The organism is Streptomyces sp. SBT349 (assembly GCF_001083795.1).
GTDB lineage: Bacteria > Actinomycetota > Actinomycetes > Streptomycetales > Streptomycetaceae > Streptomyces.
The window spans coordinates 39,699-55,024 of sequence record NZ_LAVK01000007.1 but is presented as its reverse complement, the minus strand read 5'-3'; the positions used below and the strand labels follow the sequence as shown (position 1 = coordinate 55,024).

At 69.1% G+C, this 15,326-nt stretch carries 15 protein-coding genes; 13 read left to right on the top strand and 2 right to left on the bottom strand.

Going from position 1 to position 15,326, the window contains the following annotated elements:
- Positions 1-560: 560 nt before the first annotated feature.
- Positions 561-725 carry a hypothetical protein gene (locus tag ADY01_RS01935; protein WP_159000888.1) on the top strand — a complete coding sequence of 55 codons (165 nt, stop codon included), beginning with the start codon at positions 561-563 and terminating at the stop codon, positions 723-725.
- Positions 726-900: 175 nt separating this feature from the next.
- On the opposite strand, the gene ADY01_RS40190 is transcribed toward ADY01_RS01935, so the two are convergent.
- Complete coding sequence (locus ADY01_RS40190) at positions 901-1,101, bottom strand: hypothetical protein (RefSeq protein WP_234319993.1); 201 nt, start codon at positions 1,099-1,101, stop codon at positions 901-903.
- Between the two features lie 61 nt (positions 1,102-1,162).
- Between ADY01_RS40190 and ADY01_RS40185 the strand changes: the two genes are divergently transcribed.
- The 11 genes from ADY01_RS40185 to ADY01_RS37835 all read left to right on the top strand — a co-directional run bounded on the left by ADY01_RS40185 (position 1,163) and on the right by ADY01_RS37835 (position 13,191).
- Positions 1,163-1,915, top strand: coding sequence for a hypothetical protein (locus tag ADY01_RS40185; RefSeq protein ID WP_234319995.1), 753 nt, complete (start codon positions 1,163-1,165; stop codon positions 1,913-1,915).
- A gap of 377 nt (positions 1,916-2,292) precedes the next feature.
- A complete protein-coding gene (locus ADY01_RS40180; protein WP_234319999.1) occupies positions 2,293-4,728 on the top strand; it encodes an RHS repeat-associated core domain-containing protein in 2,436 nt (811 codons plus the stop codon).
- A gap of 3 nt (positions 4,729-4,731) precedes the next feature.
- A complete protein-coding gene (locus ADY01_RS38805; protein WP_049564497.1) occupies positions 4,732-5,052 on the top strand; it encodes a hypothetical protein in 321 nt (106 codons plus the stop codon).
- A 196-nt stretch (positions 5,053-5,248) separates the two neighbouring features.
- A complete protein-coding gene (locus ADY01_RS38800; RefSeq protein WP_159000890.1) occupies positions 5,249-5,497 on the top strand; it encodes a hypothetical protein in 249 nt (82 codons plus the stop codon).
- A 42-nt stretch (positions 5,498-5,539) separates the two neighbouring features.
- A complete protein-coding gene (locus ADY01_RS37840; RefSeq protein ID WP_159000892.1) occupies positions 5,540-6,061 on the top strand; it encodes a hypothetical protein in 522 nt (173 codons plus the stop codon).
- Positions 6,051-6,416: a hypothetical protein gene (locus tag ADY01_RS01920; RefSeq protein WP_049564500.1), complete on the top strand. Its 366-nt coding sequence runs from the start codon at positions 6,051-6,053 to the stop codon at positions 6,414-6,416. The genes ADY01_RS37840 and ADY01_RS01920 overlap by 11 nt, the downstream gene beginning before the upstream one ends.
- A gap of 137 nt (positions 6,417-6,553) precedes the next feature.
- The gene (locus tag ADY01_RS38795) at positions 6,554-6,925 is read left to right on the top strand and encodes a DUF5958 family protein (RefSeq protein ID WP_159000894.1); all 372 of its coding nucleotides are present in this window, start codon (positions 6,554-6,556) and stop codon (positions 6,923-6,925) included.
- Between the two features lie 126 nt (positions 6,926-7,051).
- Positions 7,052-7,420: a hypothetical protein gene (locus ADY01_RS01915; RefSeq protein WP_159000896.1), complete on the top strand. Its 369-nt coding sequence runs from the start codon at positions 7,052-7,054 to the stop codon at positions 7,418-7,420.
- Positions 7,421-7,731: 311 nt separating this feature from the next.
- The gene (locus tag ADY01_RS01910) at positions 7,732-8,511 is read left to right on the top strand and encodes a hypothetical protein (RefSeq protein WP_049564503.1); all 780 of its coding nucleotides are present in this window, start codon (positions 7,732-7,734) and stop codon (positions 8,509-8,511) included.
- A gap of 69 nt (positions 8,512-8,580) precedes the next feature.
- Positions 8,581-12,333 carry a hypothetical protein gene (locus ADY01_RS41225; RefSeq protein ID WP_049564506.1) on the top strand — a complete coding sequence of 1,251 codons (3,753 nt, stop codon included), beginning with the start codon at positions 8,581-8,583 and terminating at the stop codon, positions 12,331-12,333.
- Between the two features lie 378 nt (positions 12,334-12,711).
- Positions 12,712-13,191 (top strand): hypothetical protein, encoded by a 480-nt coding sequence (locus tag ADY01_RS37835; protein WP_159000898.1) that lies wholly within the window; start codon positions 12,712-12,714, stop codon positions 13,189-13,191.
- Positions 13,192-13,350: 159 nt separating this feature from the next.
- On the opposite strand, the gene ADY01_RS01895 is transcribed toward ADY01_RS37835, so the two are convergent.
- Positions 13,351-14,292, bottom strand: coding sequence for an MBL fold metallo-hydrolase (locus ADY01_RS01895; protein WP_049564510.1), 942 nt, complete (start codon positions 14,290-14,292; stop codon positions 13,351-13,353).
- A 101-nt stretch (positions 14,293-14,393) separates the two neighbouring features.
- Here ADY01_RS01895 and ADY01_RS01890 point away from each other — a divergent pair, with 101 nt between their 5' ends.
- Entirely contained in the window at positions 14,394-15,326 is a 933-nt protein-coding gene (locus ADY01_RS01890; RefSeq protein ID WP_049564511.1) for an AraC family transcriptional regulator, read from the top strand.

The following is a 15,326-nucleotide window of genomic DNA, read 5'->3' as shown; positions in this document are numbered from 1 at the left end:
CTGGTGAGTAGGGGGTGGGATTGTATGGCATGCAAGAGGTCAGGAGTTCAATTCTCCTTAGCTCCACAGGTCAGAGGCCGTCTCCCGTAGGGGAGGCGGCCTCTGTGGTGTGGGTGAGTGACTATCTGAGTGACTGCTGTGGCGGTGGCGCCGGTCTGGATGAGGGGTCGATCTGCTTTCGATGGATCCTCTCTGTGGTGGTTGTGCTGGTGTGGCCGACGAGGGGGGTGATCTTGTCGGTGGTGATGCCGTCGTCCGAGGGGACGGACACGAAGGTGGGTCGCCCCTCGCGTGGTGTCCATTCCGCGGGGTCGATGCCGTCGATGGTGGCGAGGGGGCATCGGGAGGCGCGGCGTCCATGGGGGTGCCCGTGGTGGTGGTGGAGACGAGCCCGGTGTCCCGCCAGGTGAGGGCGGTGGCGCGGCGGGTGGGGAGGGCGAGGGTTCTGCGGGATCGGTGGGTCTTGGTGTCTCCGGTGCGGCGGACGGAGCGCCGGACGGCGATGAGGGGCGGGATGAGTGGTTCTGTCTGGGGGACTGCGGAAGAACATCGTGAAGGTGATGGGCCGAGTCCAGTACGGCCGCGAACACATCCAGGCCGTGCGCTACCAGGACCCGCAGGCGGTCATCGTCCCGGTCGACTGGTACGAGCAGGCCTGCCGAGCCATGGGCGAGGAAGCCCGTCTCCCCACGGGAGACGACGACCCCGACAGCACCCCGCGATAACGCACCCTCCCACCGCCGGGACAACGCGAGCCTTATGCGCGCCCCGGCCCTCCGTCAACAAGCGCCGAGGCCGCGCCGCGGCTTCTGGTACGCGGGAACGACGAATCCCGAGGGCCGTCAAGGCCGATCCAACTGTCGAGCACCCCCGCCCGCACGCGGAGGACTCCGGCACCACCTACGACGACTGCGGCCGCCAGCTCACCGCCACCGATCTGACGGCCGATGTCAGCGTCACCGGCTCGGCCCTGACCCGCACCGCCCGTACCGACGGCCGCACCACGACCACCGTCCACAGCCCCGCCACGGGCTTCCCCACCACCATCACCGAGACCACACCGCGTGCCGATCCGGACGACGCGGCGAGCGCGCTGTCCACGACCACAACTCTCGACCCCCGGCGCGGCCTGCCCACCCAGACCACGGACGCCAACGGCAACGTGACGGTGCAGTCCTACGACGCGCTCGGCCGCTCGGCGCGCGTCTGGCTCCCCGACCGGCGTACCGCCCAGGCCCCCAGCTTCGAGTTCACCTACCGCGTCGAGGAGGGCCACCCAGTCAGCGTCGGCAGCCGCGCGCTGAACAACTCCGGCGGGCAGACCTCCACCTCCTACACCCTCTACGACGGGCTGCTGCGCGCACGGCAGACCCAGCAGCCGGGACCGGAGGACGGGATGCTCCTGAGCGACACCTTCTACGACGAACGAGGTCTCGTCCGCCAGACGTTCGCCTCCTACTTCGCCGAAGGAGACCCCGCGCCGGAGGTCTTCAAGCCCACAGACCTCGCGAACGTGCAGACACAGACCCGGCACGCCTACGACGCGCTCGGCCGCGAGACAGAGAGCGTTCAGGTCGCGGGGGACAGCGATGGCGGCGAGGTGCTCGCCACCACGACGACCAGCTACCGCGGCGACCGCGTGACGGTGATTCCGCCCGAGGGCGCCCCGCCACCACGACCATCTCCGACGCCCGTGGCCGCGCGGTCGAACTGCGTCAGCATCGCGAACGTTCACCGGACACCGACTTCGACACCACCACCTACGCCCACACCCCGGCCGGGCAGATCGAGACGGTCACCGACGCGGCCGGTAACGACTGGACGTTCGCCTATGACCAACTCGGCCGCACGGTCGAGACCACCGATCCCGACGCCGGCCGGACAACCAGCACATACAACGACCGCGGTGAGCTGACCACGCGTGCCGGTGCCCGTGGCATCACCCTCGCCCATGTCTATGACGGGCTGGGGCGGCAAACCGAGCTGCGCGAAGGGGACGCGGCGGGTGAGCTGCGGGCGGAATGGGTCTACGACACCGTCTCCGGTGCCCGCGGCCATCTGGCAAGGTCCACCCGCTACGACGAGGCCGAGGCGTACACCAGCGAAGTCGTCTCCTACGACCGGCTCTACCGTGCGACGCGCAGCCAGGTCACCATTCCGGACGCGGAAGGCGCGCTGGCCGACACCTACCAGTCCACGACCACGTTCCTGCCTTCGGGGCTGGTCCGGTCCACCGGCTTGCCGGAGGCTGGCGGTCTGCCGGCCGAAACCGTCGACCGCACCTACGATGACGTGACACTCCGCCTCCTCAGGACGGCTGCCACGGGTGGCGCCGCTGTCGACCTGACCCACACGCTCACCGGCAAGCCCGCCACGTTCGACTTCTCCAGTCGGGGCGCGGCCGTGGCCCGTGGGACGAACTTCTACGAGCGGGGCACCCAGCGGCTGGCCTCCACTTCCGTCCAGCGCTGGCTGCAGGATGAGAACGACCGCGACGAGACCTACGCGTACGACGATGCGGGCAATGTCCTGTCCATCGCCGATGTCTCACGCACCGGCACGGACGTGCAGTGCTTCCAGTACGACCATGTGCGCCGTCTGACCGAGGCGTGGTCGCAGGCCCCGCGTACCTGCGCGTCCGAGCCTTCGGACGCCGCCGTCGGCGGGCCCGCGCCGTACTGGCACTCCTACTCCTACGACCTGGCGGGCAACCGCCTCACCGAAACCCTGCACGAACAGGACACCGAACGCGCCTACGACTACCCCGAGCCGGGCGCGGCGCGGCCCAACGCTGTCACCTCGGTGACGCAGCGGACGCCCGATGTGACCTCGCTCGAACAGTACGGCTACGACGAGGCCGGGAACACCGCCAGCCGTCAACTCGGCGGCGATGAGCAGGAACTGTCCTGGGACGCCGAGGGCCGTCTCGCCTCCGTCGAGGAGGCGGACGGCTCGGTGACGGAGTACCTGTACGACGCGGACGGCAACCGGCTGATCTCCCGTTCCGAGTCGGGGACGACGCTCTACCTCGGCAGCACCGAGGTCACCCAGGCCACGGGCTCCACCACCGCGGAGGCGACCCGGTATGTCGACCTCGGCGGCGGCCATATGGCGGTGATCGCCGACGACGGATCGGTCAGCTTCACCCTGGCCGACCACCATGGCACCGGCCAACTCGCCATCGACGCGACCTCGTTGACCATCTCCCAGCGCCGGACCGCTCCCTTCGGCCAGATCCGGGGGCAGCAGCCGGAATCCTGGCCGGGCAGCCGGGGTTTCGTCGGCGGCATAGCCGACGGCACCGGCCTGACCCATCTCGGGGCCCGGGAGTACGACCCGGCGTTGGGCCGGTTCGTCTCCCCCGACCCGGTGCTGGTCACCGCGGACCCGCAGCAGTTGAACGCGTACCAGTACGGGGGGAACAGCCCGGTCACGGTCGCCGATCCGCTGGGGACGATGCTGCGGGAGTGCTGGTCGGGCCAGTACACATGCAGTCACAACAGCCAGGGCGACGTCACGGACGTCGACTACGGGAAGAACTACGGGCGCCAGACCGGCGCCAGCGGTGGCACCCCGGCCCCGCGGTGGGTGGGTGAGCAGCAGAGTAACTCCCGGAGCTGCCGCAACGATCCGGGCTGCTCGGGTACGGCGGCCCAGCAGATGCTTCAGGCGCAGAACGACCGGCGTGCGGAGTATCTGGCTGCCGTGCGGCTGGCGGAGCAGATGGCCGCTGCCGCCGCGGCGCAGCAGAACCAGTCGTGGTGGCAGACGGGTCTGAGTATCGCGGCCGATGTGACCGGCATCAGTGACGGGTGGGCCCGCATCACGCAGGGCGACGCGATGGCGTGCGCCATGACGGTTCTCACCATCGCCACGGGCGGCAGTGGCCGAACGGCGGCGCTGGCGCTGCGTTATGGCGATGACATCATCGGCGCCGCGCGTCAGGCTGAGAACACCATGGGGAGTTGTGCGCGGCACTCGTTCCTGTCCGGCACCGAGGTGCTGATGGCGGACGGCACCCGCAGGGACATCGACGATCTGGAGGTCGGCGACGAGATCCTGGCGACCGACCCGGAGACGGGCGAGACCAAGCCGCGGCGCGTGGTGGCCACGATCATCACGGACTCCGACAAGGAGTACACCCGCGTCTCCGTGACCGGCGCCGACGGTGACGAGAGCGAGATCATCGCCACCGCCCACCACCCGTTCCGGGACGAGGCCACCGACACCTGGACCAACGCCACCGACCTCACCCCCGGCGCCCAATTCCGCACCCCCGACGGCACCACCACCGAAGTCACCGCCGCCCTCACCTACAACGACACCGCCCGCACCTACGACCTCACCGTCGAAGAACTCCACACGTACTCTGTGCACGCGGGGGCGACGCCGGTCCTGGTGCACGACAGCAATTGCACTGTGGGGCGGTGGATGTCGGAAGATGAATATCGAGCGATGGGGGATACGGGACAGGTTCAGGCAGGCCGTGGTGGTGCTTCGACCTATGTAGCCAGTCCGGCTAATTCCGATGCCTATCGAAGGCAGGCCGCACCAGGGACGATCTATGCGGAGTTCGATCTTCCATGCTCGTGCCTGAAACCCGCTGGCGAGCCTGGGTGGGCGCAAATACCTGGCCCTCGCCATCCTCTTTACTCAAGGCTGAACGCCCGGAATGGTCTACCGCCGCCAGAGATTGCCTGCTTTCGGAAATATAAGGATTGTCGATAGGAAATGACTATTTCCTTGACTGGGATACTCGAGGCGCGGATCGAGAAGGTGCGCAAGCAGCTCGAAGAATCTGGTTTTACTCTGGAGCTGTTCAGCGGGCCGAGGCGTGCAGGAAAGGAATCCTTCGCTGTCTACCTACAGAGAAGGGATAGGGGGTGTCACTTTACTGTCTGGAACTCGGGTGAGGTGCAGGTTTCGGTCATTGACTACGGCCGCGACCCCTCCCCTAGGGAGACGTATCTGTCCGATGTCGGCGGAGATCGAATGGAATCGGAGCTCCAGAAAGTGATTGTTTGGGTTTCAAGCGGTTCCGAAGCGGGGTAAGGATATCGCTTGAGGGCCTTTGCTTCACTGGGATGTTCGGGCGGCGTTCGGTCATCGTGCCCAGGGGGAACGCCGACAGCAGGAACGTCGAGTTCGATCAGTCAGTTGATCTATGGCTTGGGGCGCCTCCGGGGGCTGCGGCTCGTGGTGAGCGTGCAGGGAAAGGTTTGGATTAATGGGGAGTCATGGCTCTATCGTGAATCGAAATCTCGGGAATCGGATCATCGAGATCACAGAAATCGATGACGTGTCATCCGGCGAGCGTGTGATTGAATTCCGTGACCCTGGAAGGTTCGAAGTTGGAGCCCATGTCGCAATCATCATCCCTGAGGGCGGAGGTTGGGCTGAGGCTATGGTTAGCATTAATCCTCATATCTCAGAGATTTCAGCAGAATTCATTGTGTGGCTTATTGGAACCGCGCAGGCCATCGTGCAAAACCCGTGATGGGCAGTGCTGATGGAGGGCGGGGGGCGAGGGGTGACATTGATGTTCCTCTGGTTGGTGTTGCCCCCTCTCGCGCCGTCAGGAATGGAAGTAACCGTCACCACCACTCGAACCACCACCACAACGGCGACGGTCCACAACCTCACCGTCGAAGGCGTCCACACGTACTATGTGCTCGTCGGCGGGACTCCGATCCTCGCTCACAACAGCAACTGCGGCGTGACCATTGACGACGGCAAGTGGGATTACTTCTTCGGACATGTTGACTCTAATCCGCACAATGCGGAGAGACCGACACGGAATGCTTATCGGTTGGAGTCGATCGGAATCCGTGACAACGCTGCCGGGCACGAGATCCTCACCGAGCACTTCAACGAGGCGATGAGGAGTGGAGTCGTGGATTCTCATGTGAATCCGAGAACTGGACTCACGAACGTGCGGACGGAGTCGCTCCTCTATGGACCGCGCGGCGCTCTCTTGATTCGCGCTAATTTTGAAATGACTGGCAGCGGAGCGAGGCTCACCACGATGATCCCTATTGGAGGACGGGGCTATGGCAGGTGATGTCATGGAGGTTCCGGGAGACCTCGAATTCATCGAGGTCTTCGGATCTGCCCCGGAGCCGACGGAGCATGATCCGGACGTATGGCGAGTCGAGACCTCCATAGGCGATGCCGACGATTCCGTGGCGCTGAGCTTCGATATTGGGGCGCGGTCGGTACGGTTGACCAGGGAGTCGATGGGCGAATGTGAAATCGAGATCTATCGTGAGCAGGTCGATCGAATTCTTCTGTACTCCCGGGGCGGAGAGCGTGGCATTGTTCTGGAAGTGAACGTTCCTGGTTTCGCATGCGAGCTCAGGGTCGTCGTGTTTCCCCGGTTTCGCCTGGTGAACCCCATGCTGTACGTGGGGCGTTGACAGATTCTCGCCAGGGTTGGGATGGAGAACGAGGGGGAGTGAGACCCTCATCGCTGAGGATGAGCGAAATCTGAGCGCCGGCGATTCATAGCGGCGCGATCGTCGCCGCCGTCGACCACGCGACCACGGCCGCTGCCGTGCACAACCTCACCGCGGAGGGCACCCACACCTACCATGTGCTGGCGTGGAACATAGAAATAGGCCGTACGTCGTATTCGAGCCCCGGAGCAGGTGGGCACTTGCGAGCATCAGAGCAGATCATCAATGAGGTTGCTCAAGGATTCCGCAGTTTGGAAAACGCTATGGCCTGGTTCTCTTCGCTGGAGCAAGTTCAGCAACGGGCGGTACTGCAGGAGGTTGTTCGCTACTCCATGCAGGCCCATGCCACGGTAAATGACGCACGTGAGGGACTACTGCGATCAGGCGTCAAGTCGACAATGACCTCGGCGGTGTTGATTGTTCAAGAACCGATTCTCGAACAAATGGGGGCGCATGACTCACGTGGATAGTCGGACAGGCTCACGTGTCGCCTATGATCAGACTCGAGGGGTTTTGATTATCGAGAACTCATATATGATCCATGGTTTCAGATATAGTGAGGACGCTTTCGCGACCAGCGGAAGGTACGTGATGCCGTGAAAGCAAGTCTGCGCGTCATGCGGGAGGGGCAACATTACCTGGTCCGCTTCACAGAGCCGCAACGTGACCTGGTTCGAGAGACGCTCTTGTTCGTCAAGGACCGCACGGGTGGAAATATCGCCTCCATGTTGCGTACCGGGGTCGACCGCGCAAGGCTGGACCAGGTGCGCGAGAAACTATCTGGATGCGAAGTGATGCTATCGGCGGCGGAAGTGCATGTCCTTTTCTCCGCGCTGGTCACTGCTGTGGTGGAAATTCGCACCGAACAGGAGTTTTTCACGCGCGTTGGGTTCTTCAAGGAGCAGGCGGTGTCGCTGGCGAATGCGCTGGTACGTGATATCGCATCAGCAGGTGATCCGGGCTGAAGAGCACCGTGAAGCACCCTCTGGTGTTCAGTTAGGTCGGTCAGGCGCTGCCACCTGGCTTGGTCGCCGAATTTTTCGCATGGTGGCGAACTCGTCACCTCGGAGCTGGCCGACATGATCCGGCCTGGCGCGACGATTGCCGACGGTCTGCACGGCCCCAGATTGGGACGGTGCCCCTGCGGTGCTCGTCAACGGCCCCTGCCGCTCGATCACCTTCGGACGGTGCTTGAAGTGCCGGAACAACCCCGCGGGCGGGGCCAAGCGGACACCTCCTGAACGAACTCGCGGATGACGCGGCCGCGCTGGCGGTCGTGGAGGCCGACTACAACATCCCATGGGGCCCGAGCCTGGAGGCCATCGACGCCGCCGCGCCGGACAAGCAGTACGGGACGACTTGGCGGCGGCTGCAGAAGATCCTGGGGGCGCCCGCCCGGTCTCCCGTGTGGTCGGCCGCCGAGGAAGCTCGTCGGCAGATCGCCGAGTACGTGGACGCCAGCGACGACGTCGACGCGATCGCTCTCGCAGCCCGGCCACTGATGCCGCGCAGGCCGGACGATATCGCCGAAAAGATTCTGCGTGACGGCTGGAGGATGAGCCTGGCCCGCCGCGACGTGCCGGCGGCCCAGTGCACGCGCCTGGGCAAGGAACTGGGGGCCGCTCAGCATTTTCCCAAGGCCTGTGAGATCACGGCTGACCCGTCTTCGGCGGCGGACCCCGAGCCCTGGCCTGGCTCATCACCCTGCTCCTGGACGACATCACCAACCGCGCCCCGGACCATGGCGCAGGCCGCCCCCCGGCCGGACTCGTCAGCGCCACCACCGAAGGCTGGCAAGGCCGCAGGCCACCGTTCATCCTCGCTCGCGGCGAGCTGGAGGCACTACGCGACAGTTGACAAAGTGATCGACGCGAAGCCCTACCTCTCGGTGACCCTGTCGTACGCACTCGCCGAAGTGGCCGTGGTGAGTGCGAGCGGCGATTCCCGCGACCTTCCGGCGCATGCGCATCACCGCTTTCCCCTGTCCCGTCGTGGGTGCTTTCCGCAGCCGAATTCCCGGAATGGCAAGCGTGGTTGGTGCCGGCCGCAGGTATAGTCACGGACGGGTTGTCCAGCACGTGTGCGCGGGTGTGGACAAGCAATGGTTGCCTGGGGGGGGGCAGTGATGGGACGTCCCGAGCGTGCACTGGATCCGGAGGCGGGGCCCGTTGAGCGGTTCGCCTTCGACCTGCGGCAGTTACGGGTGGCCGCCGGAAAGGTGAGCTACCGGGCGTTGTCCCGACGTGCGCACTTCTCGGTGACGGCGCTGTCGGAGGCCGCCGCCGGCCATCGGCTGCCGAGTCTGGAGGTCACCCTCGCCTACGTGAGGGCCTGCGGGGGCGACGTCACGGACTGGGAGGAGCGGTGGCGGAAGCTGGCGGCCGCGCAGCACGCCGAATCGCCGGACGAGGACCCGCCGCCCGCGGCGGACGCGCCGTATCTGGGGCTGGCGACGTTCGAACCGGGAGACGCGGAGTGGTTCTTCGGGCGCGAGCGGCTGGTGGCCCGGCTGTGTGCCCGGCTTGAGAGCACCGCGTTCCTCGCGGTGTTCGGCGCGTCGGGAGCGGGCAAGTCGTCGGTCCTGCGGGCGGGCCTGCTGCCCGCCGTCGCGAACGCCACCGCCGCGGAGGGCGGGGCCTGGCCGACCGCGCTGCTGGTTCCCGGCGCGCGTCCCCTGGAGGAGCTGGCGATCCGCCTGGCCAACCTCGGCGGGGTGGCGGCGAGTTCGCTGCACGGCGCGCTCCGGGCCGAGCCGGACGGCATCCGTCTCGTGCTGCGGCAGGTGCTCGCCGAGCGGTCCGAGAAGGCCCGTGTACTGATCGTTGTCGACCAGTTCGAGGAGGTCTTCACGCTCTGTCGCGACCAGCAGGAACGCGACCGGTTCATCGACTGCCTCGTCGCCGCCGCTCAGGAGCCGCGCGGCCGGGTGGTCCTCGGGGTGCGGGCCGACTTCTACGCCCGCTGCGCGGAGCACGCCGGGCTGGTGGCCGTCCTGGACGGCCACCACATGCTGGTCGGGCCGATGAACGAGGAGGATCTGCGCAGCGTGGTCACGGGGCCCGCCGGGCGCGCCGGGATCAGGGTCGAAGCGGAGCTGGTGGAGGCCGTCGTGGCCGACGCCCACGGCCAGCCGGGCGCTCTCCCGCTGGTCTCCCACGCGCTGCGGGAGACCTGGCGCCGGCGCAGGGGCGTCGCCCTGACACCGGCCGGGTACCGGGCGGCCGGCGGCGTGCGCGGGGCCATCGCGCAGAGCGCCGAGCGCGTGTACGGCAACTTCGACGCGGAGCAACGGCGCGTCGCGGCGGCGCTGTTCCTCCGGCTGACCGCGCCGGGCGACGGCACCGAGGACACCCGCCGACGGGCCCCTCGCGCGGAGTTCCTGGGCGGAACGGAGGGCCGCGCGGTGGCCGCCGTGCTGGACCGGTTGATCGCGGCCCGGCTGGTGACCGCCGACGAGGACACGGTGACCGTCGCCCACGAGGCGTTGATCCGGAACTGGCCGCGGCTTGCCGCCTGGCTGGCCGAGGACCGGGATCTGCTCCGCGCCCACCGTCGGCTGACCGATTCCGCGGCCGAATGGCACCTGCACGGGGAGGACGAGGCGCTGCTGTACCGCGGGGTGCGCCTCGCCGGGTGGAGGAGCCGCCCGCTCGACCGGCTCAACGCGCGGGAGTCCGCGTTCCTCGAAGCCTCGCGCGTCCGTGAGGCCGCCGAGCGCACGGCCGAGCGGCGGCGGGTGCGGCTGACCGTGACCGGGCTCGGCACGGTGCTCCTGGTGGTGAGCGTCCTGGCGGGGGTGGCCGCGGTGCAGGCGGATCAGGCCGCGAGGGAACGGCGCGTGGCGCACTCCCGGCAGCTGGCGGCCGAAGCCCGCGGGCAGTTGCAGGTCGACCCGGAACGTGGCCTGCGGACCGCCCTGCGCGCCTACCGGGTCTCACCGACCGCGCAGGCCGACGCGGCGCTGCGGCAGGCCGTGGCGGACGACCGGATGCTCGCGGTCGTGTCGGGGGGACGAGAGCGGGTGCTCGGGGTGGCGATCAGCCCGGACGGCACGCGGCTGGCCGACACCGACTCCGAGGGCACCGTCCGGGTGTCCCGCTTATCGGGTGGCGCCGTCTCCGACGCGCCTTCGCTCGTGCTGCGCGGCCACGGCACGGAGGCGTGGTCCCCGGCCTTCAGCCCGGACGGCACGCGCCTGGCCACGGCGGGACTCGACGGCACGGTTCGCGTCTGGGACCTCGGCGGCGGCGAGCCGCTCGTGCTGCGCGGACACCGCGGGCCCGTGTGGAACGTGGCGTTCAGCCCGGACGGCACGCGGCTGGCCGGCGCCGGCGACGACGGCACCGTCCGGGTGTGGAACGCGTCCGGGCAGGGCGAGCCGCTGGTGCTGCGCGGCCATCGCGGCCCCGCGGTGGGCGTCGCGTTCAGCCCGGACGGGCGGCACCTGGCGAGCAGCGGCCACGACCGCACCATCCGGATATGGGACGTGTCGGGACGGGGCGAGCCGCGGGTCCTGCGCGGCCACGAGGACGCGGTGAAGACGCTGGCGTTCAGCCCGGACGGCACGCTGCTTGCCAGCGCCAGCATCGATGGCACGGCCCGGGTGTGGGACACGGAAGAGGAGCGCGCCCCCGTCGTGTTGCGCGACCACGACGGCACCGTCGAGGGGCTCGCCTTCGGCCCGGACGGTCATCTCCTCGCCACCACCAGCGACGACGGCACCGTCCGGGTGTGGAACGCGGACGGCCGCAGCCCGCCCCTCGTGCTGCGTGGCCACCGGGAAACGGTCTGGGCCGCCGCCTTCAGCCCGGACGGCACGCGGCTGGCCAGCGCCGGCGACGACGGAACCGTCCGCGTCTGGGACCCCCGGGGCCCGGGGCGACCCCTAACGCTGGGCCGCCACACGGGCGAGGCGTGGACCGCCGCGCTCAGCGCGGACGGGCGGCGCGTCGTCAGCGGCGGGGCCGACGGCACCGTCCGCGTCTGGGACGCCGACGGCCGTTCGGACCCCCTGCTGCTGCGCGGGCACGGCGGGCCGGTGCTCAGCGTCGCCACCGACTCCCCCGGCCGGCGGGTGGCCGCCGCGGGCGAGGACGACACCGTGCGCGTCTGGGACACCGCCGGGTCCGACGGCCCCCGCCTCCTGCGCGGACACGGGGGATCCGCGTGGTCCGTCGCCCTCAGCGCCGACGGGCGGCGTGTCGCGACGACCGGCGACGACGGAGCGGTCCGGGTGTGGGACGCCGCCGATGCCGGCGAGCCACGGATCCTGCGCGGACACCGGGGCTACGCGTGGGACGTGGCGTTCAGCCCCGACGGGCGACGCCTGGTCACCAGCGGCGAGGACGGCACGGTACGGGTGTGGGACCTCGCCGGCGGCGCGGACCCGCTGATCCTGCGCGGACACGGGGGACTGCCGTTCGCCGTGGCGTTCACCCCGGACGGGCAGCGCGTCGTGAGCGCCGGTGACGACGGAACGGTGCGCGTGTGGGACACCACCGGCACCGGCCGGCCGCTGGTCCTGCGCGGGCACCAGGGGTTCGTGTGGAACATAGCGATCAGCCCCGAGGGGCGCTGGATCGCCAGCACCGGCAAGGACGGCACCGTACGCGTCTGGGACGCCGAGGCCGTCGAGGCCATGGCGGACACCGCGGAACCAGTCGTCCTGACCGGCTTCGCCGCCTCCGTCGAGGGCCTCGCGTTCCAGCCCGACGACGGGCGACTGGTCACCACGCACGGAGACGGCACCGTCCGGCTGTGGCACTGCGACACGTGCGCCTCCCCCGAACGGATCCTGACGCTGGCCGACCAGCGCATCGCCCAGGCCACGGCACCCGCACCTGCACCCGCACCCGGACTCGGAAGCCCTCATCCCTAAGCTGGCCCGTACGAAGCCGCCGAGCGTGGGCCCGCTGGTCGAGCTCCACCGTCCGCGCCGTCGGCGAGAAGCGCGCACGTCCGAACAACTCCCGGCAACCCGCCCCGGCGGCCGCCCACGACTGCCGCAGCTCGCGAGCGCACAGCTCAACGACCCCCGCCTCCGGATCCGGCGCACGCCGGGGACGCCCCCTCACCGCCCCCGGACGACCGTTGTTTGTCCACGGCCGCACCCACGTGCTGGACAACTCATTTGCGCCTATATCTAGGCATCGCACCACAAGGAACGCGCTTTCCGGCCCGGCACTGACACGGCCGGGGGGCGCCAGGCCATACGAGCGGGAAAGTAGGGGTGGACCCAATGAAGGTACGTTCACGCTTGATCAGAACGGCGACGGTGGCGGCGGCGGTCTGCGCGGTCGTCGGAGTCGGCGTCGCTCCTTCGGCGGCAGCGCCGGCGACGGCACCGACGACGGCACCGGCGACGTCCCAGCCCGGCACCATGGGCTGTCAGCCGGTCAACGTCGCCCTGTACTACTGGTTCTACACGTCCTCCGGCGCCCTCGACTACCGGATGTACGACTGCAGCGGGAACAAGGGCCTCAACTCCGACGGCTACGCGGTGGACGCCGGGAGCTGGTCCGGGTACGTCCGCTTCTCGGGGGGGAGCTGGACCTGGTTCTGCGACAACGAGGTGCTGTATCTCGAGGGCCGACGCGTCGTCCGCCTCGACATCGCCGCGTCGCGGATCACCGAGTGCGGCGGGCTCGCGTCGGCCGACGGACAGAACCAGCCGACCGACGGACAGAACCAGCTGAGCGCCGAGGACCGGCTCGCCCTCGTCGGGCAGGGGTCGTGAGGCACCAGCAGGGATGATCGGCGGGGCGCCCGGGACATCGGACCCGGGCGCCTACGCCCGCCGCGTCACGGGGTGTGGTTGTGATCGAGACGATGCGCCGGACGGACGACGCGCCGACGAGGGCGGTCGGGACCGAACGCGAAACACCGGACCAGAGGCTCACTCGGAGGCTGACGCTCTCCTCTCCGGGCCGGCCGTTGCCCAGGGGCCGAGGGCGAACCCACCACCCTCCCGCCGGACTTCCACGGCGCCCGCGCCACCGAAGTGCGCGGGGACGATGAGCTCCCGTTCATCGGCCGCCCGCCCGAGGATCCGCCGGCGACTGGCCACCGCCTGGTCCGGGGCCAGGCAGGCGTTGCTGTTGCAGCAGGGCTGGAGGATCTGCACCGGGCTGTGCAGCAGGTCTCCGACGAAGGCCGCCCGGTCGCTCCCGGACGCGAGGCGCAGCACGGATGAGCCGGGAGTGTGGCCGGGCGCGGACTCCAGGGTGAGGTGTTCGTCGATGCGGTGGAGGCCGTCCCACAGCACGGCCTGTCCGGCCTGCCGGACGGGCGCGACGCTGTCCTCGTAGATCAGGCGGTCGACCTCCAGCAGGCCGTTCCCGTACGCGTTCTCCGGACCGTAGTGGAAAGCGTCGGCGGCCGGGATGAGGTAACGCGCGTGGGGAAACGTCGGCACCCACTCCCCGTCCGCGTCAACGGTGTTCCAGCCGACGTGGTCGACGTGGAGGTGGGTGTTGACGACGACGTCGACATCCTCCGGCCGCACACCGGCCCTCGCCAGGAGGCCGAGGAGATCACCCCGACAGTGGTGGAACGGCGGCATGCCCGGCCGCTCGCGCCCGTTGCCCGCTCCGGTGTCGACCAGGACGGTCCGCCCGGCGCTGCGCAGCACCCAGGTCTGCAACGCGATCACCGCCAGGTCGCTGTCCGGTTCCCAGTGGTCCGGCGCCAGCCAGTCCTGGTTGTCCTTCCACACGTCGGCGGTTGCTCCCGGGAACATGGCGGAGGTGGGCGCGAAGGGCCTGTGCCACTCGACGACCCGGATGACCTCGACGTCCCCCAGCATCATGCTCTCCACGCGCTCGTTCCCGTTCGTCATGCCCTCGACCCTAGGAAGGCGGAACGATCCACTCAATGCCCGTCCGGCTCAAGGGAATACGCGTCCGTCTCACGCTTCGCGCGCGGCGATATCCTGGGTGGATGGATGTGGTGAGCGACGCGATCTCCGCCGCACACCTCGGGCACCCCTCCTCCCACCGGGTGCGGATGAGGGGGAGCTGGTGCGCGCGGCTGGACCCGTACGAGGGCGCGGGCTTCTACGTCGTCCTGAAGGGCACCTGCCGGCTACGCACCGACGGCGGCGCCCCGATACCTCTCGCCGTGGGTGACGCGGTGCTGCTGCCTCATGGCACGGGCCATATGATCAGCGATTCCGCGGTCGACGCGGCGGTCGCGGAGGAGAAGGCGGTGCCGTTCGCGCGGTGGCTCGCGGGGCCGGAGCCGCGAGCCCTGCCCGATCGCCACGAGACGGAGTTGCTCTGTGGCACGTACTGGCTCGACTGCAGCCGCATGCACCCGCTCATGGCAGAGCTGCCCGAGGTCGTCCACCTTCCCCACCGGGTGGGCGGCCACCTCGAACTCCGTGCCGCGATCGACCTGCTCGCCGGTGAGCTGGACGAGAGGCGGCCCGGCTCATGCATCGCGCTCCCGAACCTGCTCGACCTCCTCCTCGTCTACATGATCCGCTCCTGGATGACCGAGACCACCGACGGAGTCTGGCCCGGCGCACTGGGCGACCCGGTGACGGCCGCCGCCCTGCGGGCGCTGCACTCGAACCCGGCCGCGCCGTGGAGCATCGACCGCCTGGCCGGGGAGGCGGGCGTCTCCCGCCCCACCCTGGCGCGCCGGTTCACCACCCTGGTCGGCCGCCCGCCGATGGCGTACCTCACGTGGTGGCGCCTGATCCTGGCCGCCACCCTGCTCCGCGACACCCCGGAGACCCTGGCCGCCATCGCCGGCCGAGTCGGCTACGGCAGCCCGTACGCGCTCTCGCACGCCTTCGCGAGGGAGTTCGGCATCACACCGGGGCGGTATCGCGCGCAGGCCGCGGGTCGATCCGCTCCCCCCGGGTGA